The following is a 26,318-nucleotide window of genomic DNA, read 5'->3' as shown; positions in this document are numbered from 1 at the left end:
CCTTTGTACGTTGCCAATTCAGCTGTCCTAGCTGTCAGTTCACTTTTCAGCGTTGAATTAAACATGACGTACCCTCGGTGAACCCATCAATCGATCGGATCTTATTGAGGGTATCGGCGAGTTAACCTAAGGCTAAATGCGGCGTGAATAATTATGTTTTGACGCCAAAGAAACCGCTTGAAGTCCTCAGCGACATCCCTGGCGCCGGCGACTGTGCGCCCCTAAGCACGGGCTCATTGATTACGCGTCACCCTCCACACCGTATTTGCAAGATCGTCGGCAATGATCAGGGCTCCGCGCGGGTCGACCGTGACACCGACAGGCCGTCCACGTGTTTTCCCGTCTGAATCACGAAAACCTGTAGCGAAGTCAACCGGTTCACCCACCGGGCGACCGTTGCTGAAGGGTACGAAGATAACTTTGTAGCCCACCGGATTGTCACGGTTCCAACTGCCGTGCTCGCCAACGAAGACGCCTTCGGCGTATTGCTCGCCCATCGCTGGCAGGGAGAAATCGACACCCAGCGCGGCCACATGCGACCCCAGGCTGTAATCCGGTTTGACCGCGGCGGCCACCTTGTCCGGGTTCTGCGGCTGCGCGCGCGAATCGACGTTCTGGCCCCAATAGCTATAGGGCCAGCCGTAGAACGCGCCCTCGCGCACCGAAGTGAGGTAATCGGGTACCAAATCGGGCCCCAGTTCATCACGCTCGTTCACCACCGCCCACAGCTGCCCGGTCTCAGGCTGAATCGTTAACGCCGTCGGGTTACGCAGGCCGGTTGCGTACGGTTTGTGGGCCCCCGTTTCGGCGTCGATCCGCCACACCATGGCCCGATCAATTTCGACCTCCATGCCGCGCTCGGTAACGTTGCTGTTGGAACCGATGCCGACGTACAGGAAGCGCCCATCGGGACTGACCGTCAGGGCCTTGGTCCAATGGTGGTTGATCTCGGAAGGCAAGTCGGTGATCTTGGTCGGCGGGCCACCGGCCTTGGTCTGGCCTTCTTCATAATCGAAGCGGACCAAGGCATCCTGATTGGCCACGTATAGCGTGCCATCGGCAAAAGCCAGGCCGTACGGTGCATTGAGATTTTCGGCGAATACGGTCTTGAGTTCGTAGGTGCCGTCCCCATCGGCATCACGCAGCAGGGTCAGACGATTCCCGCCCTTGACCTGGGTGTTGCCCTGCGCCTTGATCATGCTGGCGATCACGTCCTTCGGCTTGAGCTTTGCTGCGTTCCCCCCACGGCCTTCGGCCACAAGAATGTCTCCGTTGGGCAGAACGAGGGTCTGGCGCGGAATTTTCAAGTCGGTCGCGATCGCTGTCACGGTGTATCCCTGGGGCACCGTTGGTTTCTGCTCGCCCCACTGTGCCGGTTCGGCAATTTTCATGCTGGGCAACAGCCCGCGTTGTGGCTCTGGCAGTTTGGGGTCCGGGCCGCGTGCTTGAGTGGCGTCGCCCTCCCCTCCGCAGGCACTGAGCAACAGCGCCATGCTCAAGGCAGTCAGTGCGATTGAATGCCTCATTGCACACCTCCCGAACGCAAACGGGTGAGCCCTGTCCACGCCGTGGCACTGGCCAGCAGGGTCACGATGACAGACAGCACCAACCCCATTGGCATCACAGCCCAGGCGTCCTTTGCATGCTCGAAGGCGTTGACCAGCCCTAACACCCAAGTGACCAGCAATAACAGCAGATACATCAGGGGACGTCCTGCCTTGTGGTCCGCCCGAACCAGATTGATAAGGGCGAACAGCAACGCCAACCCGCCGAAAACCAGCCCACCGGCAATCAACCAGGAGGCGAAGTTGCTCCACTGGATCTGGTAGGTCTTGTAGTAGGCAATGTCACTCAGTAACGCTGCGAGAAACAGCGCAACGGCGCCGCCCAGCAAGATCGCGTGAAGCGGGCCTGGCGTGGCTCTGTAGTAGGGATGAGCAGTAACGGTCATGGGGCCTCCTTATGGTTCAGCGACCCGGGACCGATGTTCATGACGGATAGATCGGCCGATCAGGGTCGTATTGACTACGCTCAGGGAAAGGGATCGTGCCGTTAAAGCGTTAGTTCCCGATATTTCGCGTTGATATTGCTGAATCTGCCTTGATCCGATCAATGCAGAATCTGGCTCAGGAACAGCTTGGTGCGGTCGTTCTGCGGATTGTCGAACCGGAAGGGCCGACAAACTCCCATGCAGAAGACTCCGTTCTCTCTATTGAAGAACCGCCTGTAAAAACTGTTGTCTCCGGGCTTCTTTGGGCGTGGTAAATATCTGTGACGGCGGCCCGGTTTCGACTATTCGTCCGTCATCGAAAAACACCAGGAGCCGCACTGGCTTACCTGGTCAGGCCGCTCGGTCGCCAGCGCGCCGTCAGTCAGCCCTCCCCGACCGGCTGCAACACGCCGGCAGCCTCAGGCTTTTTTGCGAACAGCCGTTGCGGCAACAGGAAGTACGCCAGTGCAGGCAGCAGAATCAACGCACCGAGCATATTCACCAGGAACATGAAGGCCAGCAGGATGCCCATGTCGGCCTGGAACTTGATCGGCGAGAAAGCCCAGGTCGCCACGGCGATAGCCAGGGTGATGCCGGTCAGCAGAACCACCTTGCCGGTGAACAGCAGCGCACGGTAATAGGCCTCGGACAGCGAGGTGCCGGCGCGCATGTGGGTCAGGATCACACTCAGCACGTAAAGCGCGTAATCGACACCGATGCCCACCCCGAGGGCGATCACCGGCAAGGTGGCCACTTTCACGCCCATGCCCAGGCCCACCATCAACGCTTCGCAGAGGATCGAGGTGAGCATCAGCGGCAGCACCGCGGCGAGCACCGCACGCCAGGAACGGAAGGTCACCCAGCAGAGCAGGATCACCGCGCCGTAGACCCAGAACAGCATCTCGCGCATGGCCTTCTTCACCACAATGTTGGTGGCCGCCTCGATCCCGGCGCTCCCTGCGGCGAGCATGAATTTTACGTCCGGCAGTTGCTGCTGGGCGATAAAGGCTTCGCTGGTCTGCACAACCCGCTCCAGGGTGTCGGCCTTGTGGTCGGCCAGATAGACGTAAAGCGAGAGCAGTGAGCACCCCTGGTTGAACAGCTCACGCGGCGCACGAGTCTGTACCGCGCCGAGGGCACCGTCATTGGGGATCAACTCGTACCACTTGAAGTTGCCCTCGTTATACCCGGCGGCGGCGATCTTGCTCAGGGCGGCCATGGAGTTGGTCGACTCGACACCTGGCAACTGCTCCAGTTGCCAGGCCAAGGCATCCACCGCGGCCAGGGTCGGATAACGGGTGCACTGGTCCTCCGGGGTTTTGATCATGACCACAAAAATGTCTGAACTGGCCGCGTAGTTTTGCGTCATGAAGGCCGCATCGCGGTTGTAGCGCGAGTCTGGACGCAGCTCCGGGGCGCCGGGGTCCAGGTCACCGATTTTCAAGTGCAGGCTGACGGCGAAACCGCCGACCGCCAGAGCCAAGCCTACCAGGCAGGCCCCATAAGCCCAGGAGCGCCGTGTGAAGAGGTCGAGGAAACGCCAGAGCGGATGCTTGACGTTTGCTTTCAACTCGGCGGTTTCGGCCCGCAAACTGCGCTCGGCCGCCTTGGCGCCGACACCGATATAACTGAGCAGAATCGGCAGCAGGATCAGGTTGGTGAAAATCAGCACCGCCACGCCGATGCTGGCGGTAATCGCCAGGTCCTGGATCACGCGGATCTTGATCACCATCAGCACCGCGAAACCCACCGCATCACAGAGCAACGCGGTCATGCCGGCGGCAAACAAGCGGCGGAAGGTATAGCGCGCGGCGACGACCCGGTGCGTACCACGGCCGATGTCTTGCATGATGCCGTTCATCTTCTGCGCGCCATGGCTCATGCCGATGGCGAACACCAGGAAAGGCACCAGCGCCGAATAAGGATCCAGGTCGTAACCGAGGCTGGCGAGCAGGCCGACCTGCCAGAGCACCGCCACCAGCGAGCAGAGCACCACCAGTGCGGTGCTGCGGGCGCAACGGGTGTACCAGTAGAGCACCACGACCGTCACCAGCACGGCCACCACGAAAAACAGCATGACCTGCACCAGCCCGGCAATCAGATCGCCGATGATCTTGGTGAACCCGGTGATGTGAATCTGGATTCGATCGCTCTGGTATTTGTCGCGCAACGCTTCCAGTTGCCGGGAGAACTCGCCGGCATCCAGCGCCTTGCCAGTCACCGGATTGATTTCCAGCAGCGGCACGAATATCACGCTGGACTGGAAGTTGCCCGCCACCAGTTGGCCGATCTCGCCGGAGCGGGCAACGTTGGTGCGCACCTGCTCCAGACTGGCCGCAGAACCGTCATAGGTGTCCGGGATCACCGTGCCGCCATCAAGGCCCTCCTCCGTCACCGCGGTCCAGCGCGTGGTCGGCGTCCAGAGCGACTTCATATAGGGCTTGTCGACGCCCGGCAGCAAATAGATCTCGTCGTTGAGCCTGGCGAGAACGTCGAGGTAGTCCTTGTCGAAAATGCTGCCGTCCTTGACCGCCACGGCAATGCGCACTGAGTTACCCAGGCCGCTCAATTCGCTGCGTCGCTCGAGAAAATTGGCGACGTACGGGTGCGACGTCGGAATGGTCTTTTCGAAACTGGCATTGAGGCCGATCTTGCTGGCCTGGTAACCGAGCACCAGGGTGGCCAGCAGGCAGAGCAGAATCACCCAGGGGCGATGGTTGAAGATCGCCCGCTCGCCCATGTTTCCGGAACGCGGATCGAAATCCTCCAGTCGGGCGATTACCACTTGCTGTTCGAGGGCGGGATTATGGTCGTTCACATCGGACTCCGAATACGGCCGCATAGGGCTCTGGCAAGTTGTTTCAACGTTGCGCCGAGTAAAGGTCATGCTTGAGGCGGGTCACGCCACTGAGGCCGACACCAATCAAGCTGCCATCTGGGGCGGCCACCAGGCCGGCGATCGAGGTGCCGCTCGGGCCTTTCAAATGCCGCAAGCTGCGTCCGTGATCGAGGCTGAGCAACAGATCGCCGGCCTGGCTGGCCAGGATCAACGCGCCATCGGGCGAACGGGTGCCGGCGGACAAAGCCACCTCCAGACCGGTTTCGATGCGCCGCCAGTTGACGCCCTGGTCACCGGACCAATAAGCGTTGCCGCGCAGACCGAAGACCACCAGCTCTCCGGCGGCACTGCCCTGCACACCGAAAAAACTGCCGTCATAGGGTGAATCGAGCGCCTGGAAAGTGCTCCCGTTGTCAGCCGAACGCAGCAGCAGACCGCGTTCGCCAACGATGAACAGCGCGCCGCCCGCCGGGCGAATGCCGTACAGGTTGAGGCCCTCGGGGTTATCCACCTGCTGCATCCACGGCTGCCAGCTATCGCCACCGTCGGCGGTGCGCAGAATCAGGCCATAGGCGCCGACCACATAGCCGTTGCGACGGTCGCTGAAATACAGATCGAGAAAGGGCTTGTCCGGGCCATCGGCAACCAGCCACTCGGCCTCCTTGAGCCGCTTGGCGTCGTTGCCTTGTTGAGCTGAAACCAGCGCCAGGTGCGCCGCTGCGACGCCATCGAGTTGCTTGGCCCAGGTTTCGCCACCGTCGGTGCTATGAAGAATCACCCCCATATGACCGACAGCCCAGCCCTGCTCGGTATCCACGAACTGCACCGCCGTCAGGCTGACGCTGACCGGCACACGGGCCTGACGCCAGCTCTGGCCAGAGTCGTCAGAGAGCAGAACGATGCCGCGTTCACCGACCGCCACCAGCCGTTCACCGGCCCGGGTTACCGCCAGCAGCACCGCACGCGGTGCCTTGGCACTCTGCAAGGCCGGCTGGTTGAGTAGTGCAATCCCCGGGCTGGCCGTCGCCCAGCCTGACACTGATAACGCAGCCAGCAGCAGTGACATCGACAGCGCCCGCATGAGTGAAAAATGACCGATCATGTCCGCTCCAATCACCGCATAAAAGTTATTCAAACGCTGATCGCACAACGCGCCGATGCCTGGGCCCCGGCGCCTTGCGCAATCGCTTAGCGCATGCTGTCGCTGGCCATGGCGTCAGGGGTGAAGAACGCGGACGGTGGACGCGGATAGCTCTGGTACTGCACATCCAGGTCGTTGGCCGAGGAGTTCAGGAAGTAGGCGCCGGTCTCCAGGTTGTAGCTGCCCCACATCATCTGCGCGGTCAGCGCGGGCATTTCAGGCGCCAGCAGCGTCAGCGAATAGTTATGCCGCCCCAACTTGCCTTGCGCGTCATAGCCGTCGAGCAGCAGCACTTGCCAAGAGTCTTCGTCCACGTAATAGGTGCGCTTGGGCACCACATGACGTTTGCCATCCTTGAGTGTGGCGCTCACCACCCACACCCGATGCTTCTCCCACCGCACCAGGTCCGGGTTGAGGAAACCTGGCTTGAGCAACTCGTCGCTGCTCGCCGCTGCCGCGCGGTTGTTGTTGTAGGGCACCAGCAACTCTTTCTTGCCAACCAGCTTGAGGTCGTGGCGGTCGGTCGGACCGAAGATCATGAAGGCCTCGTCGAAGAACCCGACGCCCGAGGTGACGAAGTCCGGCGTGTCGTAAGCGACGTTCGGCGCACGACGCACCCGACGCTGGCCGACCAGGTATTGCCAGGCGGCACGTTTGCCGGGGTCCATGTCCCAGTGGGTCATCAGGCCCTCGCCGGCCTTGGAGGACGGTTGTTCCGTGGCCAGTTTGCCGATCAGAAATTTGCCTGCGAAGGTCTCCAGGCTGCCCTCTTTGAAGTAGTAGGGTTGCTGGTACCAAAAACGCGCACGGGTGGCCTGGATTTTCTTGCCGCCTGCGGTCATCAGCCAGGTATCAAAAGGCGAATAGAAGGTGTCGCCCCCCTGCCAGGACAGGCGGTAGTTCCACAGCACCTCGGCCCCGTTCTGCGGCAATGGAAAAGGAATCCCGCCATAGGCGCCACTGACCTTTTCGGTCGCTACCTCAAGGTTCGCTCGAGTAGCGTTTTTCAGGGTGTTGTCGTACACCCACTGGGGCGCTGCGGCACTGCGCCGGGTGGGATAGACGTCCAGACGGTACGCGGGATATTTCTGCAGCAGGGCTTTGGTGCCCTCGGCCAGTTGGTCGGCGTACTGCGCCATGTTGGACGCATTGACCGAGTACAGCGGCTTGTCGGCGGCGAACGGATCAGCGCGTTTATCGCCGTTCTTGTAGCCAGCCGGTGCCGTGGTGTAGCCACCTGTCCATTCAGGAATGCTGCCGTCTTTGTTGCCGGCGCGCTCGGCGCCAAGGGGGGTGAGGTCCGAGTTCAGCCGTGCGGCCTGCTCCGGGGAAACGGCCGCGTGCACCAGGCCGGCACTGAGCAAGGCAATGGCCAAGGCCGAAATACGCAAGGAAAGGTTGCTGTGCATAGCGAATGAAACCTCTTATTAGAATGTGGTTTTCACGTACATGGCGACGAAGTCACGGTCGGCCAGCGATTGCCCGTAGCTGAAGTTGCCGTCCTCGCGCAGCCCCGCCTCCTTCTTGCCAAAGAAGTTCACGTAGTTGATGCCGAAGTCCCAGCGCTGCAGGTAAGTGGCTTTGACTCCGACGCTCCAGTCGCCGGCGTGGGTATTGCCGAACCCGGCCTTGCTGACCGCTGAGGAGCGCCCATCGAGGACCACGCCAAAACCCACCGGTACGCTCAGGTCAACGCCGTCGGCCACCTGGAAATAAGCCGGTTCGGCCAGCACCCGCAGCGCCGTGGCGTCCCGGGTGGTATTGGCGTCCAATGCGGCGCGGTTGTCGGTGACGCTGAGGGTGCGGTTCCAGGCCAGTTCGGCGAGCACCGAACCACCATCCCACAGTGGGCCCGGCGACAGCAGATAGATGGTCGAGAGGTTGACGTGGGCGGTCTTGCCCTTGGCGTAGAGCGCGTCGCCGTTGTTATCCGCCGCCATGGCCGGTGTCACCACCTGCAGGTTGCTCACCAGCGGCGCATCCCAACGCACCGAGGTTTCGCCGGCGAAATTGAACGGGCCATAGGCGGTGGAGAAGCTGGCGCCCAGGGTTTTGATGTCCTCGGCGTAGACCTGGCGGTAGGAACCCAGAATCGGCAGCCCGGTGGCGGCAGCCGCTGCACCGTCCAGGTAGGCATAGAGCGCGCTCGGCGCCTTGTCGTGATACTTGGCGGCGTAGAAGCCGAGCTCCAGTTCAGTGCCTTCGGGCTTGTAGCGCAGTTGCATACCGCCTTGGCCGGAATTCCTGGCCTCGATATCGGAGGCATGCACGGTGGTGTTGCCAAACACCTGGGTCCAGTCGCCGGAACCTTCGCCGATGCCATCGTTGTCACTCAGGTAGCTGCCCGCCCCCGGCAGATTGGAACGCTCCCATTCGAACTGATAGTAGGCACCCACAGACAACTGCGGGTTGATCTGCAACTGCCCGGACACTTGATTGACCGGACGCAGGATTTCCTTGAACTGGGTGCCGGGGACGCTGAGCAGCTTGACGATATCGCTCGGCCCCTGGGCATTGGCGATGCCGTTGCCCCCGTAGAACAGACTTTCGCCATAAATCAGGCTATGCCGGCCCAGCCGCACGGTGCCCTGGCTCGCCTCGCCGACATCACCCCGCACAAACACGAAAGCATCGAGCAGTTCGGCGTCGCGTCCGTGCAGTTCGCGGGTATCGTCGAGAAAGTGCCGTTGCTCGCTGCTGTCGGTGTTCTTGTTGTAGATGTCGTCGTACCAGGCGGCCCCGCTGAGGCGCAGGCCATAGTTTTCCCGGCTCAGGTCCATCTCACTGAACAGGTCCAGACGGTTGGAGACCAGCCCGCTGCTGAAATTCTTGTCGCCCTGACTCTGGATCGAGGGATACAGACCGCCCGCCGTCGGCGCGTTGACCAGATTGTCATCGGCACCTTGCAGACGCCAGGCCTGGCTGTACTTGAGGGTGTTATCCCAGCGCAGGCGCCATTGACTGTCGCCCAAGTCTATTTGCGCAGCCTGGGGCTGGGAGGTCCAGCCGGCCAGGCAAACCGAGAGTGCCAGGGCCGAACGCTTGAAGCCTGGATAGCATCGAGAGTTGTGCATGATGTTCCTCATTGTTCTTGTTGTTGGAAGCATGTTTTATGAACTGGCCGTTCGCCCGGAGACGACCGGCGGTAACTCACCCAAGGCTCCTCGTTCAGATGTAGGTGGATGCCAGGCCGCCATCGACCGGCAGGTTGACGCCATTGATCCAGCGCGATTCGTCGGCACACAGAAAGGCAATGGCCGCCGCCACTTCGTCGGCGTAGGCCGGGCGTTTCATACGATGAGCGTCAGCCTCGACGCGCTCTTGACCGAGCATGCTGACGAAGTCACCGAGGATGGGTGTGAACACCGGGCCTGGCGCCACGCAGTTCATCCGCACAGAGGTCTGCAAGAACCAGGGTTGGGCCTGCTGGTAATTCCAGACGATCAAGGCCTCTTTGAAATACTGGTAGCAGCTCTGCTGGGGCACCGGGTGTTCAGCCAGCCAGGCCTGGCCATGGGCAAAGCCTTGCGTACCGGCCAGGGCCTTGTGCAGGTCCAGGCGCTGCGGCCATTGCGCGCCAAGAATCGAAGCGACGTTGACGATGCTGCCCCCCGCAACGATGCGCGGCAGCACCACCCCACAGAGATGGCGCACCCCCAGGTAATTGACCTGGGCAACCAGTTGCGGATCGGCAGTACCGGGGACGCCTGCGATGTTGCACAAGCCGTCGAGCGCCGGCGGCAACTGCTGCACAGCCGCATCGATGGCATCCGGGTGGCTGAGATCAGCCTGGATGAAATCGTCCAGGCTCAGGTTGGGCTCATTCCGATCCATGCCGATGACGGTGGCACCGTGAGCACGCAGGGTCCGCGCGGTTTCGGCGCCGATGCCCGAGGAGACCCCGGTCACGACTATCCTCTTGTTGGTCAACTTCATACGGGCTTCCCGATTCTTGCTTGTACTGCCTGCTCTCAGGCGGCGACAGCCAAGCCATATTGTTATTGCCGAATTAGTTAATCTCGGTAACTAGTTGTAGCAAGCGATATGCCATCTCCGGACAATCACACGGCAACCGCTCAAGCACGCGGCATCCAGCGAAAACACGGGGATATGAGCTTCAGGCGGGGGGGCTAACGCGGTTGAAAAAAGTGATGATTTCAGCAATTTCATGCTGCACTATGCGGATTATGATTACCCTGATTAAGGATTTGTGATGGCGAACAAGCTGATTTCCCTGGCCGAACTCTCTCGCGCAACGCCAAGCAAACCCGTGCGGGGTGCCAGCGAGCAGTTGCCACCAGGGGCACCGCCTACCCTGCAGGATCTGACTGAATGCCTGATGTTCAGCCCGGGCGACGGGCGCATCTGGTTGAACGGCGCACGCATGCTGCTGATCCACAACAGCGGCATCGGCGCGCTACGTCGAGAGCTGATTGAAAGCATGGGCCTGGCCCGCGCCCGAGGCATCATGTTGCGCACCGGTTACCATTGCGGCGCCCGTGACGCCGCCCTGATCAAGGAACGCTTCCCCGAGGCCGACATCCTCGCGCTGTTTGCCGCCGGCCCGATCATTCATGCGATCGAAGGCGCGGTGAAGGTCGAACCGGTGCATTTCGAATTCGACATGAACCTGGGCACCTATTACGGCGAATTCCTCTGGCACCATTCCAGCGAGGACGATGAGCACATCGCCCAATACGGCATCGGCACCGAACCGGCCTGCTGGATGCAGACCGGCTATGCCACCGGGTACACATCGGCGATGGTCGGTCGGCTGATTCTCTACCGCGAGGTCGAATGCCGCTCCACCGGTTCCAGCATTTGCCGGCTGATTGGGAAACCTGCGGAAGAATGGGACGACGCCGAAGCGGACCTGGCCGACCTCAACGCCGAGCCTTTCGTCAGCACTGGCGGGCGCAGCATGACGGCCCACCGTCGCAGCGATAAAGGCGCCCTGCCGGCAAGCTTGCTGGTTGATCCGACACCCGCACAAGACAGCGACATGGTGGGGATTTCCTCAGCCTTCAACGCCGCCTGCCACATGTTGCGACGGGTCGCGCCGACCCAGGCGACGGTGCTGTTCACCGGCGAGTCCGGGGTCGGCAAGGAAATGTTCGCCCGAATGCTGCACCGTATCAGCCCGCGTCACGATGCACCCTTCGTCGCCATCAACTGTGCGGCCATCCCGGAAAACCTGATGGAGTCGGAGCTGTTCGGCGTCGAGCGCGGCGCCTACACCGGTGCCACTCAATCGCGCGCCGGACGCTTCGAGCGCGCCGATGGCGGCACCCTGTTCCTCGACGAGATCGCCACCCTCAGTCTGGTGGCCCAGGGCAAGCTGCTGCGCGCCTTGCAGGAGGGCGAAGTCGAGCGAGTCGGTGGCAGCCGCACGTTGAAGGTCGATGTGCGGGTGGTTGCGGCGACCAACGTCGACCTTCGCGCCGCCGCGCAACGTGGCGAGTTCCGTGAGGATCTGTTCTTTCGCCTGAATGTGTTCCCGATCCACCTGCCGCCGTTGCGCGAGCGCAAGGAAGACATCCCATTGTTGATGACCCACTTCCTGCATCGCTTCACCCAGCGCCATGGTCGGCAGATCAGCGGCTTCACCCCGCGTACGGCCGATACGCTGCTGGCCTATGACTTTCCGGGCAATATCCGCGAGTTGCAGAACCTGGTGGAGCGCGGCGTGATCAGCGCCCCGGATGGCGGGGCAATCGACCTGGCGCACTTGTTTACCAGCGGCGAGCGCCTGGCCCAGCCCATGTTCTCCATCGGCACCCGTGGCCAACTGGCTGCCAGCCCCAACGATCCACCATCGGCCCATACAACGACCGCCGCAGCCAGTACCGGCAATGGTGCGATTCTGGAACTGTTCGGCGGCAAGGATCCAAGCCGACTGTCATTGCAAGAGATCGAGGACACCATCATTGACCACTGCCTGGGCGAGGTGAAAGGCAATGTCTCTGAAGCGGCCCGCCGTCTCGGCCTGACCCGTGCCCAGTTGTCCTATCGTCTGTCGCGGCGCTCGACCGGCGAGTAACGGCATCGCCGATCCGGGAAAAAGTGCGGGGGCAATTGTCTTGGATGGCTTATGTTGCTTTCGATTTCCCGGCCATCCAAACCTCCTCTGTGGGAGCAAAGCTTGCTCGCGATAGCGGTGGTTCCGCTCGCATCAATGTTGAATGTGCCTCAGTTATCGCGAGCAAAATTTGCTCCCACAGGGGTCTTGTGGTGAATGTGAATCTTGTGGCGATCCGGGAAAAGTGGGGGCAACTGTCTTGGACGCTTATGTTGCTTTCGATTTCCCGGCCATCCAAACCTCCTCTGTGGGAGCAAAGCTTGCTCGCGATAGCGGTGGTTCCGCTCGCATCAATGTTGAATGTGCCTCAGTCATCGCGAGCAAGCTTTGCTCCCACAGGAGTCTTGTGGAGCGTGCAGCTGCCCCGGTGAGCGCTCACGGCTTGGGCACACGATGGATAAAGCAGCGGCCGAACAGGCCCAAGGTCACCTCGACCCGCTGCTCGATCTGCTCGTCGGACCAGCTCTGTTGCACCCCCAGGGTGAACAGCTTGAGCGGCTGAGAGATCAACAGTGCGTCGATCAACTCCACCGCTGACTCGACATCGTCGTCTGCCAGCAATCCCTTGCCGGCCGCCTTGCCCAGCCAGCCGCGCAACAGGCTCAGGCAACGCTCGGCACCTTCCTGATACCAGATCCTGGCAATATCCGGCGCCGTCTCGCGCCCCTGGGCAGCCATCAGGTAGAGCCCCAGGGCTAACGGCGAGAGGGTCAGGCGCGCCCATAACGTCAGGTACATGCGCAACTCGCTGAGCAGATCCTCGGCGCAGTCGATGCCGCTTTCCAATAGCAGTTCCAGGGTAGACAAGTCCCTGGCCACCAGTTGCGAGAGCAATGCTTCCTTGCTCGCCACCAGCAGGTACAGGGTCTTCTTGGAGATCCCGGCGGCGCGGGCGATGGCATCCATGGTGACATTGGCAAAATTGCCGCTGCCAAGCGCCTGCGCCGCCGCATCCAACAGCGAGGTCATCTGCTCCTGACGGCTGCGTATCGGCGGACGACCGCGCCTGACGGGCTGCTCAGTGGTTTCAGTCATTACGGAGCCTGTTGATCAGCATGGTGCACATGTTCCGGTAGTGGTTTCACAGAGGTGCCCCGCATAGCGCAGCCCGCCCTCGCAAACGCCTCGCGCAGGGAATCCTCGATGAGTTGCCAAGCCTCCTGCGCCGTCGCATCAGGCCCCAGGTGGGTGAACATGTGGTCGCAGTCGGTGAACATTTTTTCGTTCACCACGACACCGGCCTGGCGCAATTTCTGCGCGTAGGCCTGACCCTCAGCACGCAGGATATCGTGCTCGGCGGTGATCAACGTTGTCGGGGGCATACCCTGCAATTGCTCGACCGTTGCCAGCAACGGCGATGCCAGAGGGTCGCGGGCATGGGCCGGATCGCTCAGGTAACAGCGATTGAAGAAGCGCATCAGGCCCGGGCCGAGCAAGGGTTTGTCACAGGTCGACAGCTTGAGCTCGGGATCCTCGGCTAAATCCAGGGCCGGATAGTCGATGACCTGATGCACCACCCGCAGCCGTTGGTGCTCCCGCGCGAGATTGGCCACGCCAGTCGCCAGGTTGCCGCCCGCGCTGTGCCCACCGACCGCGATGCGTTGTGGGTCGATGCCCAGGGTCGTGGCCTGTTCGGCCAGCCACTCCAGCACCGCGAAGCTCTGTCGCAAGCCTGCGGGAAAGGGATATTCGGGGGCCAGAACATAATCCAGATTGACCACCAGGCAACCCAGGTTGTGGGCCAACCGCCGGCAATAGCTGTCGTCATGCTCCGGCACCCCGGCGACAAAACCGCCGCCATGCAGGTTCAGATACACAGGCAGAGGTTCACTGGACGGCGTATGGGGCCAATAGAACAAGGCCCGGGCCGGGCCCCACTCCGTGGGGATGAGCTTCTCCTCGAACAGGCGCAACGGATACTGCGCCGCGTCGTAGGTGAACTTGGCTTTCATGCGCTTGGCAAAGGCACGCAGCAGCTTGGCCTTGAGAGTCGACAACACGTTCATGATCAAACTCCTGAATGACTCAGTGGGCCGTCAGCAATTGGTCCAGCAGACCGTGGATCATTGCGCCGTAGGGCGCGCGCATCGCCAGGTTGGACTCACCGACCGCGCTCTGCACCACCACCGCCTTGGCATGGCTGAACGTACGGAAACCGTAGACACCGTGATAGGCCCCCATGCCGGAATGACCGACACCGCCAAATGGCAGCGCCTCGAACAGCACATGACTCATGACATCATTGATCACCACACCGCCCGAAGTCGTGCGTTCAAGCACCTGCTGGCGTTCAGCGGCGTCCTCGCCGAAGTAATAGGCGGCCAGAGGTCGAGGCTGACCGTTGACGTAGTCGATCGCCGTGGCGAAATCGCGGTAGGTCTTGATCGGCAACAGCGGACCGAAGATCTCCTCGCGCAGCACCTGCATCTGCTCGGTGGCATCGAGCACCAGCGTCGGAGCGATCTTGCGCGTCTGGCGATCGCTCAGGTCTTCCTGCGCCGGGTTGATCTCGATCAGCCGGGCGCCTTTGGCGCGGGCATCGACCAGATAGCCCTGCAGGCGGTCGAAATTGCGTGGGTTGATGATGGAGGTGTAATCCGGGTTGCTGTGCAACGAGGGATACATGGCACCGACGAAGCGCACCGCCTCGGCGACGAAGTCTTCCAGGCGTTCTTCCGGTAGCAGCACATAGTCCGGCGCCAGGCAGATTTGCCCGGCGTTGAAGGTCTTCACGGTCATGACCCGCTGTACCACCGTCGCCAGATCGGCGCTACGGGACACCAGCACTGGCGACTTGCCGCCCAGCTCCAGGGTCACCGGCACCAGATTGTCCGAGGCTGCACGCATGATGTGCCGAGCCACTGCCGTACCACCGGTAAAGATCAGGTGGTCGAAAGGTTGCGCACTGAACAGCGCGCCGACTTCGGCATCGCCCAGCACCGTGGTGAGTTCATTCTCGTCAAAATATCGGGCGATCAATTCACCCATCAATGCCGAGGTGCGCGGGGTCAGTTCCGAGGGTTTGAGCATGGCCCGGTTACCGGCGGCGAAGATGCTCGCCAGCGGCCCGAACGCCAGTACGATGGGAAAATTCCAGGGGCTGATCACGCCCACCACACCCAACGGCTGGTACTCCACCCGCGCCTCGCTGCCGGGGAAGGGAGACGGATGCGATTGCGCTTGCATCCACTCGGCCAGATGCTCACGGCAATGCTTGAGGCTTGCCACCGAACCGCCAATATCGGAAAGCAGCGTCTGCTCGCGGCTACGATTGCCGAAGTCCGCCGACACCGCCGCGACGATGGCTTCACGGTTATCCAGCAGCAAAGCAATGGCCCGGTCCAGTCGGTCGCGCCGCAGTTCCAGGCTCGCCGGCCCGTCGGCCAGGTGGGCCTGCTTCATCCGGGCGAGCATGACAGTGAGTTGTTCGGCGCCGACGGGCGCGGCGGAGTGACCGGGAATGTTCATGGCATAGGTTCCTGCTGATTATTGTTATTGAACAGCACTAAATACCCTGTGAGCAGACACTAAAGCCGACTCGCAAATGGAGTATGCCAAAAAAACCAAGAAAGGAAACCGTTAGGTTTCTTAATTTTATAGAATCGCCCGTGAAAGCCATTTCCCCGTAAACAGGCATCAAAATCGATAATTCAGGGCGAGACGGGGAAAAAATGTAAATCCCACGGCTGGAGACTTTCATGGCGTTTTAGCGCTGCTCGCGAACCGCCGCTCGCAAACCGGTTAATTTTTATAATTATTTTATCCGCATCCTTCCATGCACCGCAGCGCCGGGCCTAACGGATGAAGTGCATTTGACTCTCCTGACTTAATGGTCCAGTTTTTTAGCTAACGGGAAGTTTCGCAGGTTTGTGACAGGCATGACCTCCCCCGCTGTTCAACTTGAATGGGCGTCCCAGTGTCAGTGATCCCCCTCGTGGTGTGTGACGACTCCAACATGGCACGCAAACAGGTGCTCCGTGCATTGCCGGCGGACTGGCCAGTCTCGGTCACCGAAGCCTGCAATGGTCGCCAGGCCATGGACGCCATACGCCAGGGCCTGGGCCAGGTGGTGCTGCTGGACCTGACCATGCCGGAGATGGATGGTTATCAGGTGTTGAGCGCCTTGCGCGCCGAAGGCTTGAAGACGCAAGTCATCGTGATCTCCGGTGACGTGCAGGAACAGGCGGTACGCCGCGTGCTTGAGCTGGGCGCATTGGCATTCCTGAAAAAACCTTTCGACGAAAACGAGCTGCGCCAGACGCTCAGCCAGTTGGGCCTGCTGACGAAACCCGGCCAGACGCCACCGCAAAATCGTCCGGCAACGAACACGGCCATCAGTTTTCACGATGCGTTTCGCGAGACGGTCAACGTTGCCATCGGCCAGGCCGCCGCCCTGATCGCCAAGGTGCTGGGTGTGTTTGTGCAGTTACCGGTACCGAACGTAAACATCCTTGAGGTGGGTGAGCTGCACATGGCGCTGAACGATGCCGGTAGCTCTGAACAACTCACCGCCATCTGCCAGGGCTTTATTGGCAGCGGGATTGCCGGCGAAGCCCTGCTGATATTTCACGAGTCGGAAATTGCCGACATAGCGCAACTGATGCAACGTCAAAGCAGCGACTATTCGGACCTGGAAATGCTGCTGGACCTCTCCAGCGTTCTGATCGGCGCTTGCCTGAGTAGCATTGCCGAACAGATCGACGTGGTGTTTTCTCAGGGGCATCCGCAGATTCTCGGCCAGCACGCGGCCATCGAGGAGCTGATTCAAGTCAACCGCAAGCACTGGAAAAAGACCCTGGCGGTGGAAATCAGCTACAGCCTGGAAGGGCACGATATTCGTTTCGATCTATTGTTACTGTTCACGGAAGACTCGATCGAGCGGCTGACCCAAAAACTCACCTACCTGATGACCTGAGCCATGCCTGATTCCATTGATCTGAACGAGTTTCACTGGTTGCTGGCCATTGTTCAGAGCATCGATGTCGGTGTGGTGGTGCTGGACCGCGACTACCGCGTGCAGGTCTGGAACACGTTCATGGAGAACCGCTCCGGGGTGCAGCCAAAGGACGCCCACAACCAGCATTTTTTCAGCCTGTTCCCGGAAATCGATCGCCAGTGGTTCAGCCGCAAGGTAGAAAGCGTCGCGGCCCTGGGCACCCCAGCGTTCACTGTCTGGGAGCAGCGTCCCTATCTGGTGCGGTTCAAGAGCTACCAGCCCATCACCGGCCAGGAAGAGTTCATGTACCAGAACACCACGCTGTTACCGTTGCGCTCGCCCGACAACACGATCAGTCACATCTGCCTGGTGATCTATGACGTCACCGACGTCGCCACCAACCGGCATCAACTACAGGCCGCCAACGCACAATTGCAGCAGCTCTCCAGTACCGATCGACTGACCGGGCTGTACAACCGCGGTCATTGGGAGGCGAGCCTGAAAGCGGCCTATGCGCGGCATCAGCGCTACGGCAATGCCTTGAGCCTGGTGATGCTCGATATCGACCACTTCAAACGGGTCAACGACACCTATGGCCACCAGGCCGGGGACAAGGTCATCGAGCAGGTCGCCAGGCTTCTGCACGAACACGTACGCGACTCCGACGTGGCCGGGCGTTATGGCGGCGAGGAGTTCGGCGTGGTGCTGTCGGACACCGACCAGACCGGTGCCCGGATGTTCGCCGAGCGCCTGCGCAAGGCCGTCGAAGAACTGCAGGTGCTGTACAACGACCAGAGCATCCGTTTCACCATCAGCCTTGGAGTGGCAGACCTGAGCCAGCCCTCGACCGGCCACGCCGAACTGATCGCCCGGGCCGACCAGGCGTTGTATACGTCCAAGAAAACCGGGCGCAATCGGGTGACGGTGCATGAGTAAATAATGACCGCCAGTCACGTACCTGCGCTAACGCTCTGAACTTCCATCCAGCCTCCCGCCTCTGCCCTATATCACCACGCTACCCAGAGGCAGGAAGTCATGAGAGCACTCACTTACCACGGTGCGCACAGTGTAAAAGTCGACACGGTCCCCGACCCGGTCCTGGAGGACAGTGACGACATCATTCTGCGCGTCACGGCAACGGCGATTTGTGGTTCCGATCTGCACCTTTATCGCGGAAAAATTCCCGCTGTCGAACATGGCGACATCTTCGGCCATGAGTTCATGGGAATCGTTGAAGAAGCCGGTTCAGCGGTGACCGCCGTTCAACCCGGCGATCGAGTGGTTGTGCCTTTCGTGATCGCCTGCGGCAGCTGTTTCTTCTGTCAGATGGATTTGTTCGCCGCTTGCGAAACGACCAACACGGGCCGTGGCGCGATTCTGAACAAGAAGGCAATCCCGCCCGGGGCGGCTCTGTTCGGTTTCAGCCATTTGTACGGCGGTATACCTGGCGGACAAGCTGAGTATGTAAGGGTACCAAAGGCCAACACTGGGCCTTTCAAAGTGCCGGGCACCCTCTCGGACGAGAAGGTGCTGTTCCTCTCGGACATCTTGCCAACGGCTTTTCAAGCCGTCACCAACGCCGGGATCGGCAGCGGTTCGAGTATCGCTATCTATGGCGCCGGGCCGGTCGGCTTGTTGAGCGCCGCCTGCGCGCGGATGTTGGGCGCCGACCAGATTTTCATGGTCGATCATCACCCCTATCGTCTGGCCTATGCACAGAAAACCTATGGCGTTATTCCCATCAATTTTGATGAAGACGACGACCCGGCGGACACGATCATTCGCCAGACCAAGGGCATGCGGGGCGTGGACGGCGTGGTGGATGCCGTGGGTTTTGAAGCCAAAGGCAGCACCACCGAAACAGTGCTGGCTACGCTTAAACTCGAAGGCAGCAGCGGCAAGGCGTTACGCCAATGCATTGCGGCCGTCAGGCGCGGTGGAGTCGTAAGCGTACCGGGCGTGTATGCCGGTTTCATCCACGGTTTCCTGTTCGGCGACGCATTCGACAAAGGCCTGACCTTCAAAATGGGTCAGACCCACGTGCAGCGATACCTTCCCGAGCTGCTCAGCCACATCGAGACCGGTCGCCTTAGCCCGGAGGTCATCATCAGCCATCGCCTGTCCCTGGAACAGGCCGCCGAGGGCTACAAGCTATTCGACAAAAAACAGGAAGATTGCCGCAAGGTCATCCTGACACCCGGCGAGCCCGATATTGCCTTACCGGTCAATGATGACCAGGCCGTTCTGCTGAGTACGTAGGGGGACTTATCCCGCGTCTGGGGCGAGAGGGTTTGTATTCCCGCCTGGACGCCCTATCCCCTCTCAGCTCAACGCCAGGGCGCAAACCAGCCCAGGCCATCCTCGGTCAGGCCGCGGGGGTTGTACTCGCAGCCGATCCAGCCGTCGTAGCCGGCCTCGTCGAGCAGTTTGAACAGGTACGGGTAGTTCACTTCTCCCAGGTCCGGCTCGTGCCGATCCGGCACGCTGGCGATCTGGATATGCCCGACGCCGGCCTGGAAGCGCTGGAAACCGGCAATCAGATCGCCTTCCATGATTTGCGCGTGGAACAGGTCCAGTTGCACGCGCAGATTCGGCTCGCCCAGTTCGGCCAGGATTGCATGGCCCTCGGTCTGGCGATTGATGAAGTAACCCGGAATCGAGCGGGTGTTGATCGGCTCGATTAGCAGTGTCAGTTGGTGTTCGGCCAAACGTCGTGCGGCGTAACGCAGGTTTTCCAGATAGACCTCGCGCATGCGCGGACGCTGGCTCTCGTCACTCACCAGCCCGGCCATTGCGTGCAGTTTGGGGCAGCCCAGGGCGTGGGCGTATTCGATGGCCCGGTCGACACTTTCACGAAATTCCGCCTCGCGCCCCGGCAACGCCGCGATGCCGCGCTCGCCCGCGGCAAAATCCCCCGGCGGCAGGTTGAACAGCACCTGGCTAAGCCCGTGCTCGGCCAGACGCCCGGCCAGCTCAGCCGGTGCGAACTCATAAGGGAACAGGTATTCCACGCCCTTGAAGCCGGCCTTGGCGGCCCGGCCGAAGCGCTCCAGGAAAGGTGCGTCGTTGAACATCATGCTGAGGTTGGCAGCGAAACGTGGCATTGCAGTCACCATTGGGCGCCGAAGGTCTGGCGCAGTTCGTCGATTTGTTCGTCGTCCAGCGCCCGTACCGGCTGCTGGCGCAGCAACAGGTAGAGCTTGGCGGTTTCTTCGAGTTCTTCGATGGCATAGGTGGCCGCCTCCAGGCTCTTGCCCGAAACGACCGGCCCGTGATTGGCCAGCAACACCGAGCTGTGCTGCCCGACCAGCCCGCGAATTGCCTCACCCAGCCGCGGATCACCGGGCCGGTGGTACGGAATCAGCGGCAAGCGGCCCACACGCATGACGAAATAGGGTGTCAGCGGTGGCAGGCACGACGTTGCGTCCAGGCAATCCAGGCACGAAACCGCCGCCGAGTGCGTGCAATGCAAGTGCACGATGGCACCTGAGTCTTCACGGCCTTCATAGACGGCACGGTGCAGGAATGCTTCCTTGGAGGCGGGTTTGCCGGCCAGGTGGTTACCTTGCCAGTCGAGCTTGGCGATGTCGGCCGGGTCCAGACGACCGAGACAGGCGTTGGTCGGTGTCAGCAGCCAGCCATCGTCCAGACGCACGCTGATATTCCCGGAGGAGCCAGGGCTGAGCCCACGCAGGTAGAGGGAACGGCCGATCTCGACGATCTCTTCGCGCAATTGGCTTTCTGTCATGCCAGCATCTCCCAGGCCTTGATCATGAAATCGGCGCTACCGAAGTTACCGGACTTGAGCGCCAGCGTCAGCGGCCGACCGGATTGGCCGAGCGTCTGGGTCCAGGGCACGCCGGGGTCGATGCTCGGCCCGATGCGCAAACCTTCGATACCCAGCGCACCGACCACTGCGCCGGAGGTTTCGCCACCGGCCACCAGCAATTGGCCCACGCCCTGCTGTTCGACCAGCGCACGGGCAATCGCCGCCAGGGCCGATTCAATGCGTTCACCGACCTGCTGCGCACCGAACTCTTGTTGCACCCGGCGTACCTCGTCGGCCGGACTGCTGGCATAGATCAGCACCGGGCCCTGGTGGCCGGCAGCCCAGGCCAGGGCCTCGGCCACCAGTGCGTCACCGCGGGCCATCAGTTCAGCCGCCTCAAGACGAAAAGCAGGATAGACCGCTGCCGCCTGCTCGATCTGGCCGAGGGTCGCTCGCGAGCAGCTACCGCTGAGAATCGCTTGACGTCCCCAGCCCGCCTCCAGTCGGCTGGCTTCGCCGCTGGCCTGCAACAGCCCTCTGGCCTGCCAATCCTGGGCCATGCCCAACGCCAGCCCCGAGCCGGCCGTGACCAACGGCAAGTCGGCACAGGCGGCGCCGAGCACGCGCAAATCTTCATTATCAATGGCGTCGCTGATGGCGATGCCGACGCCCTCGGCGCGCAACGCGGCGATCCGCTGACGGGTCGCCTCGACTCCGACGCGCAGGGTCCGGTAGTCGATCAGGCCAACCGGGTGGCGTGTTTGCGGTTGCAGCACGCGCAGCAGGTTGGCGTCGCGCATGGGCGTGAGTGGATGGTCCTGCATCCCGCTTTCGTTGAGCAGCACGTCGTTGGCGAACAGGTAGCCGTTGAACACGCTGCGGCGGTTTTCCGGAAAGGCCGGACAGGCCACGGTGAAGTCGCTGCCCAGGGCTTGGAGCAGTGCATCGCTGACCGGGCCGATGTTGCCCTCAGCGGTGGAGTCGAACGTCGAACAATACTTGAAGTAGAACTGTCGGCAGCCCTGCTGGCGCAACCACTCCAGCGCCTGCAGCGACTGTGCGACGGCTTCATCGGGCGCTAGGTTGCGCGACTTGAGCGCCACCACCAGGGCGTCGGCTTCACCCACCGCCAAGGGTCCGTGCGGGACACCAATGGTCTGCACAGTACGGGCGCCGCCGCGCACGAGCATGCTGGCAAGGTCGGTCGCTCCGGTGAAGTCATCGGCGATGCATCCGATCAGGGGCATGGTCAAATCTCCTCGTTGGCGGCGGCAGGCAGGTTGATACCGGGGAATATCTTCACCACGGCGATATCATCCTCGCGCCCCAGCCCGGAAGCCGACGCTTGCTTGAACATCTGGTGGGCGCTGGCGGTCAGCGGCAGCGGGAAGACCGCCTCCTGGGCGCTGTCGAGCACCAGGCCCAGATCCTTGACGAAAATGTCCACCGCCGAGCGCGGTCGATAATCACCCGCCAGCAAATGCGGCACGCGGTTTTCGAACATCCAGGAATTACCGGCGCTGTGACTGATCACCTCGTACAGCGCCTCGGGATCGCAGCCCTGGCGAATGCCATAGGCCATGGCTTCGGCCGCAGCGGCAATATGGACCCCGGCGAGCAACTGGTTGACCAGTTTGATCTGCGAGCCTTGCCCGGCCTCTTCACCCAGCCGGTAAACCTTGGCGGCGACCGCAGCAAGTGCGGTTTGCGCCCGTTCGAAGGCCGCTTGCGGCCCCGACGCCATGATGGTCAACTCGCCCGCTTCGGCGCGCACCGCCCCGCCTGAAATCGGCGCATCGAGCATCAGCACCTGATGCTCGGCCAAGCGCCCACTGATGCGCCGCGCAGCCGCCGCGGAGATGGTTGCACAGGCGATGACCACGGAACCCGGACGCAACCGCGCCGCAATACCCTGCTCGCCGAACAGCAGTTGCTCGGTCTGCGCGGCGTTGACTACCACGATGAACAGCAGATCGCTGAGCGCCGCGCTGTCACTCAGGCCGCTGACCGGCTGGCCGCCCTCGGCGCTGAAGGCCTGGCGCACGTCCTCGCGGATGTCGTAGCCCCACACGGGCAAACCGGCACGTAAAAGGGAACGCGCCATGCCCAGGCCCATGGAGCCCAGGCCGACCACACCAATATTGGATATTGCTGTCACGGGTGAATCCTCTTGTGGTTGTTATCCGGACGCGTCGGCCTCGCTTCGCGCTTCGCGCAGGCGGACTTCGGCGTTGCGCAGGTGCGAGGAGGCCGCGGTACGTGCCGCCTCGCTGTCACCGGCAGCGATCGCCTCGAGCAGCGCGTGGTGCTCCTGGTCGACCTGCTGCATGTACTGGCTGTTACGCGCCTCATTGCAACGGGTCACTCTGATCGCCTGTTGCAGCAGCTGGTGCAGAAAATCGATGGTTTCGAGAAAGTGCTGGTTACCGGTGGCGGCCACCACCGAACGGTGGAAGGCGAGGTCTTCGCGCACGCCGTCTTCACCACGCTCGACCGCTTCGTCGAGCTCGGCCAGGGCGTTTTGCATCGCCCGCAGTTGCGCATTGGTGCGCCGCGCCGCGGCCAGTTCGGCGGCCTTGATCTCCAGCGCACTGCGCAATTCGAGGATTTCCACCACGGCCTCGAAGTTGCCCTGGGGCGGAGACAGGCGCAGCGCGACACTGGGATTGGGCACGACGAAGGTGCCGCTGCCCTGGCGCGAAGTGAGCATGCCTTCGCGCTTGAGCATCGAAATCGCTTCGCGCACCACCGTGCGGCTGACACCGTACTGCTCGCACAATGCCTGCTCAGTAGGCAGGCGGTTACCGGCGGCCAACTGGCCGTCATGGACCGCTGCACTCAGGCGTTTGGCCAGCCGTTCGGCCAGCTTGGGGGTAACGTCGTTCAGACTGTCCACTCAAATTCTCCCGGCAATCGTCGCGCTGCCTCGCCACTCGCTGTGGGCAAGAAGAAAACACGCAACGGTTGCGTCCACGTTAAATTCATCATACAACATGACAACTGCTTGTCACCTGGTTCGTCAAATAACAAGAATACGGGGCGTTCGGCACCCTGCCCCGAATATTCTCCTTAAGCGGAGTGCAATACATGAAGATCCTGGTAACTGGCGGCGCTGGCTTTCTCGGCGCCCGCCTGATCGAAGCGCTGCTGGCGCCCACTGCAAGTGACTTGCTGCCCCCCGACGCCAGCCTCGTCTCGGTCGACCTGGCCCCCTGCCCCATCGATGACCCGCGGGTGGTGTCGCACACAGGCGACATCTGCGACCCGGTCTTTATCAAATCGCTGATCGGCCCAGAAACTTCCCTGGTCTATCACCTGGCCGCGATCGTCAGTGGTCAGGCCGAAGCTGATTTCGACCTTGGCATGCGGGTCAACTTCGATGCGACCCGCGCCCTGCTCGAAGCCTGCCGCCAACAGGGCCAGGCACCGCGTTTCGTGTTCGCCAGCTCACTGGCAGTATTCGGCGGGCCGATGCCCGAGCAGGTGCCCGAGGAACTCGCACCGCTGCCGCAATCGTCCTATGGCGCGCAGAAGGCAATGGCCGAACTGCTGATCAACGACTACTCGCGCAAAGGCTTCATCGATGGCCGGGTGTGTCGCCTGCCGACAATTTCCGTTCGCCCCGGCAAACCCAACGCAGCGGCCTCGTCATTCGCCAGCGGCATACTGCGCGAGCCCCTGGCCGGCGAGGCGAGCAACTGTCCAGTACCACTGGATACCCGCATGTGGCTGTCTTCGCCGCAGACCGTGGTCGACAATCTGGTCCACGCCGCGCGTCTGGACGGCCAGGCGCTTGGCCTGCGTCGGACCCTCAACCTGCCCGGCATCAGCGTGCGCGTCAGCGAAATGCTCGACAGTCTCGCTCGCGTCGGTGGCGAGGCCGCGCGCGCGCGGGTCAGCTTTGAGCCGGACGAGCGGATCCAGCGCATCGTCTGCAGCTGGCCCGGCGACTTCGACATCCAGCGGCCGCTGCAATTGGGCTTTCGCGGTGATGCCGACTTCGACAGCGTGGTAAGGGCGCACCAGCACAGCATGAATCACTGACCCAGGCGGCGCCGAGCGGTGCCGTCGTTCCATCCAATAACAACAAGAGTGATTACCCAATGGACGCAACTTCTATCGCCGGCCCACAGCTGATGGTGAGCCTGGTCCTGGCCATCGTCATACTCATCGTGCTGGTTCTCAAGACCCGCATCCACGCCCTGCTGGCGCTGATCATCGCCGCCTCGATCGCCGGCCTGGGTGGCGGCATGGCGCCCGACGCGCTGGTCAAATCCATCACCACCGGCTTCGGTGCCACGCTGTCGACCATCGGCCTGGTCATCGGTTTCGGTGTGATGATGGGTCGCCTGCTGGAAGTCTCCGGCGCCGCCGAGCGGATGGCCTATACCTTCGTGCGCTGGCTGGGCAACAAGCGCGAAGAGTGGGCAATGATGGTGACCGGCTACATTGTCTCAGTGCCGATCTTCTGCGACTCGGCATTCGTCATCCTCAACCCGTTAGTCCGGGCGCTGGCGCGCAACAGCGGCAAATCGATGCTGACCCTGGGCATCGCCCTGGCCAGCGGTCTGATGCTGACCCACCATGCCGTGCCGCCGACGCCCGGGCCGCTGGGGATTGCCGGGATCTTCAATATCGACGTGGGGCTGATGATTTTCTGGGGCGTGGTGTTCACCATTCCCGGCACCTTCGTGCTGGTGGCCTACGCCCGCTTTATGGGCCCACGCATCGAGGCGATGATCGCTCAAAGCGGTCAGAAGCCGGTCGAACCCGCCACCGCCTACCGTGAAGTGCTCGAACGTGCCGATGCCCGCGAGGCCGAGCTGCCGCCGCTGTGGCTGTCGATGCTGCCAATCGTGCTACCCATCGTGCTGATCTTCGCCAACACCCTGGTCGTCGCCCTCGGCAAACTCAACGGTGACAGCACTCTGACCCAGAGCCTGTTCGGTCAGATCATCGCTTTTGTCGGCAACCCGGTCATCGCCGTCGGCCTCGGGGTGGTGGCGGCGCTGTATGGCCTGGTGCCACGGCGCCCGCGTGAGGAAGTCATCGCACATATGGAGAAAGGCGTGGAAAGCGCCGGCATCATCCTGCTGGTCACCGGCGCCGGGGGCGCGTTGGGTGCCGTGTTGCGCGACAGCGGTGCGGGTCAGTACATGGGCGAATGGGTCGCCACCTTGCCGCTGCCGGCGGTGTTGATCCCCTTCGTGATCGCGTCCCTGGTGCGTCTGATCCAGGGCAGCGGTACCGTGGCAATGATCACCGGCGCCTCGATTTCCGCGCCGATCCTGGCCTCGATTCCCGACGTTAACATGGTCTTCGCCGCCCAGGCGGCGGCCATTGGCTCGATGGTCTTTGGCTACTTCAACGACAGTTATTTCTGGGTGGTCAACCGCATGCTCGGGGTCACCAACGCCAAGCACCAGATGCTGACCTGGTCCGTTCCGACCACGATCGGCTGGTTCACTTCCCTGCTCACCCTGTTGTTCTTCAACGCCATTCTCGGATAACCACGCGCCGGGCACCTGGGCAGGAACTGATAAATCCTGCCCAGGTTACCGCTT

21 protein-coding genes are annotated in these 26,318 nt (G+C 61.9%); 6 read left to right on the top strand and 15 right to left on the bottom strand.

Translation table 11 applies throughout. The annotated features are described in order from the left end of the window. Positions 1-233: 233 nt before the first annotated feature. The 7 genes from PSH57_RS12440 to PSH57_RS12410 form a co-directional block, all read right to left on the bottom strand. Positions 234-1,526 (bottom strand): PQQ-dependent sugar dehydrogenase, encoded by a 1,293-nt coding sequence (locus PSH57_RS12440; protein WP_305389794.1) that lies wholly within the window; start codon positions 1,524-1,526, stop codon positions 234-236. Next, a complete protein-coding gene (locus PSH57_RS12435) occupies positions 1,523-1,951 on the bottom strand; it encodes a DUF2231 domain-containing protein (protein WP_305389793.1) in 429 nt (142 codons plus the stop codon). The genes PSH57_RS12440 and PSH57_RS12435 overlap by 4 nt, the downstream gene beginning before the upstream one ends. 421 nt (positions 1,952-2,372) lie before the next feature. Beyond that, entirely contained in the window at positions 2,373-4,730 is a 2,358-nt protein-coding gene (locus tag PSH57_RS12430; protein WP_305416686.1) for an efflux RND transporter permease subunit, read from the bottom strand. A 121-nt stretch (positions 4,731-4,851) separates the two neighbouring features. Beyond that, complete coding sequence (locus tag PSH57_RS12425) at positions 4,852-5,931, bottom strand: WD40/YVTN/BNR-like repeat-containing protein (protein ID WP_422766080.1); 1,080 nt, start codon at positions 5,929-5,931, stop codon at positions 4,852-4,854. 86 nt (positions 5,932-6,017) lie between these two features. After that, complete coding sequence (locus tag PSH57_RS12420) at positions 6,018-7,379, bottom strand: DUF1329 domain-containing protein (RefSeq protein ID WP_305389792.1); 1,362 nt, start codon at positions 7,377-7,379, stop codon at positions 6,018-6,020. A gap of 18 nt (positions 7,380-7,397) precedes the next feature. Then, positions 7,398-9,044: a DUF1302 domain-containing protein gene (locus PSH57_RS12415; RefSeq protein ID WP_305389791.1), complete on the bottom strand. Its 1,647-nt coding sequence runs from the start codon at positions 9,042-9,044 to the stop codon at positions 7,398-7,400. A 94-nt stretch (positions 9,045-9,138) separates the two neighbouring features. Next, positions 9,139-9,906 carry a coniferyl-alcohol dehydrogenase gene (locus PSH57_RS12410; RefSeq protein WP_305389790.1) on the bottom strand — a complete coding sequence of 256 codons (768 nt, stop codon included), beginning with the start codon at positions 9,904-9,906 and terminating at the stop codon, positions 9,139-9,141. A gap of 277 nt (positions 9,907-10,183) precedes the next feature. Between PSH57_RS12410 and PSH57_RS12405 the strand changes: the two genes are divergently transcribed. Beyond that, positions 10,184-12,010 (top strand): sigma-54-dependent Fis family transcriptional regulator, encoded by a 1,827-nt coding sequence (locus tag PSH57_RS12405; RefSeq protein WP_305389789.1) that lies wholly within the window; start codon positions 10,184-10,186, stop codon positions 12,008-12,010. A 414-nt stretch (positions 12,011-12,424) separates the two neighbouring features. On the opposite strand, the gene PSH57_RS12400 is transcribed toward PSH57_RS12405, so the two are convergent. The 3 genes from PSH57_RS12400 to PSH57_RS12390 are packed head-to-tail and all read right to left on the bottom strand — an operon-like array spanning position 12,425 to position 15,517. Further along, a complete protein-coding gene (locus tag PSH57_RS12400) occupies positions 12,425-13,084 on the bottom strand; it encodes a TetR/AcrR family transcriptional regulator (RefSeq protein ID WP_305389788.1) in 660 nt (219 codons plus the stop codon). After that, entirely contained in the window at positions 13,084-14,055 is a 972-nt protein-coding gene (locus PSH57_RS12395; protein WP_305389787.1) for an alpha/beta hydrolase, read from the bottom strand. The genes PSH57_RS12400 and PSH57_RS12395 overlap by 1 nt, the downstream gene beginning before the upstream one ends. Before the next feature lie 19 nt (positions 14,056-14,074). Further along, complete coding sequence (locus tag PSH57_RS12390) at positions 14,075-15,517, bottom strand: coniferyl aldehyde dehydrogenase (protein ID WP_305389786.1); 1,443 nt, start codon at positions 15,515-15,517, stop codon at positions 14,075-14,077. Between the two features lie 487 nt (positions 15,518-16,004). Here PSH57_RS12390 and PSH57_RS12385 point away from each other — a divergent pair, with 487 nt between their 5' ends. From PSH57_RS12385 to PSH57_RS12375, 3 genes are all read left to right on the top strand, one after another. After that, the gene (locus PSH57_RS12385; protein ID WP_305389785.1) at positions 16,005-16,964 is read left to right on the top strand and encodes a response regulator; all 960 of its coding nucleotides are present in this window, start codon (positions 16,005-16,007) and stop codon (positions 16,962-16,964) included. A 3-nt stretch (positions 16,965-16,967) separates the two neighbouring features. Beyond that, positions 16,968-17,921: a sensor domain-containing diguanylate cyclase gene (locus tag PSH57_RS12380; RefSeq protein ID WP_305389783.1), complete on the top strand. Its 954-nt coding sequence runs from the start codon at positions 16,968-16,970 to the stop codon at positions 17,919-17,921. Between the two features lie 99 nt (positions 17,922-18,020). Further along, entirely contained in the window at positions 18,021-19,244 is a 1,224-nt protein-coding gene (locus tag PSH57_RS12375; protein WP_305389782.1) for a zinc-dependent alcohol dehydrogenase, read from the top strand. 68 nt (positions 19,245-19,312) lie between these two features. Here the strand turns inward: PSH57_RS12375 and otnI are convergent, their stop codons facing one another. The 5 genes from otnI to PSH57_RS12350 are packed head-to-tail and all read right to left on the bottom strand — an operon-like array spanning position 19,313 to position 23,650. After that, positions 19,313-20,089 carry a 2-oxo-tetronate isomerase gene (otnI, locus tag PSH57_RS12370; RefSeq protein ID WP_305389781.1) on the bottom strand — a complete coding sequence of 259 codons (777 nt, stop codon included), beginning with the start codon at positions 20,087-20,089 and terminating at the stop codon, positions 19,313-19,315. Between the two features lie 5 nt (positions 20,090-20,094). Beyond that, positions 20,095-20,733 carry a 3-oxo-tetronate 4-phosphate decarboxylase gene (otnC, locus tag PSH57_RS12365; protein WP_305389779.1) on the bottom strand — a complete coding sequence of 213 codons (639 nt, stop codon included), beginning with the start codon at positions 20,731-20,733 and terminating at the stop codon, positions 20,095-20,097. Then, positions 20,730-22,001 carry a 3-oxo-tetronate kinase gene (otnK, locus tag PSH57_RS12360; protein ID WP_305389777.1) on the bottom strand — a complete coding sequence of 424 codons (1,272 nt, stop codon included), beginning with the start codon at positions 21,999-22,001 and terminating at the stop codon, positions 20,730-20,732. The genes otnC and otnK overlap by 4 nt, the downstream gene beginning before the upstream one ends. Before the next feature lie 2 nt (positions 22,002-22,003). Beyond that, positions 22,004-22,912 (bottom strand): L-threonate dehydrogenase, encoded by a 909-nt coding sequence (gene ltnD, locus PSH57_RS12355; RefSeq protein ID WP_305444895.1) that lies wholly within the window; start codon positions 22,910-22,912, stop codon positions 22,004-22,006. Between the two features lie 21 nt (positions 22,913-22,933). Then, positions 22,934-23,650: a FadR/GntR family transcriptional regulator gene (locus PSH57_RS12350; RefSeq protein ID WP_305389775.1), complete on the bottom strand. Its 717-nt coding sequence runs from the start codon at positions 23,648-23,650 to the stop codon at positions 22,934-22,936. 191 nt (positions 23,651-23,841) lie between these two features. Here PSH57_RS12350 and denD point away from each other — a divergent pair, with 191 nt between their 5' ends. Further along, a complete protein-coding gene (gene denD, locus PSH57_RS12345; protein WP_305389774.1) occupies positions 23,842-24,798 on the top strand; it encodes a D-erythronate dehydrogenase in 957 nt (318 codons plus the stop codon). A gap of 59 nt (positions 24,799-24,857) precedes the next feature. Next, positions 24,858-26,264, top strand: a complete 1,407-nt coding sequence (locus PSH57_RS12340) for a GntP family permease (protein ID WP_256228589.1) — start codon at positions 24,858-24,860, stop codon at positions 26,262-26,264. Positions 26,265-26,318: the final 54 nt, after the last annotated feature.

Origin of the sequence: Pseudomonas hefeiensis (assembly GCF_030687835.1) — a bacterium.
GTDB classification, from domain to species: Bacteria; Pseudomonadota; Gammaproteobacteria; order Pseudomonadales; family Pseudomonadaceae; genus Aquipseudomonas; species Aquipseudomonas hefeiensis.
This window is presented reverse-complemented; position numbering and strand designations above follow the sequence as displayed.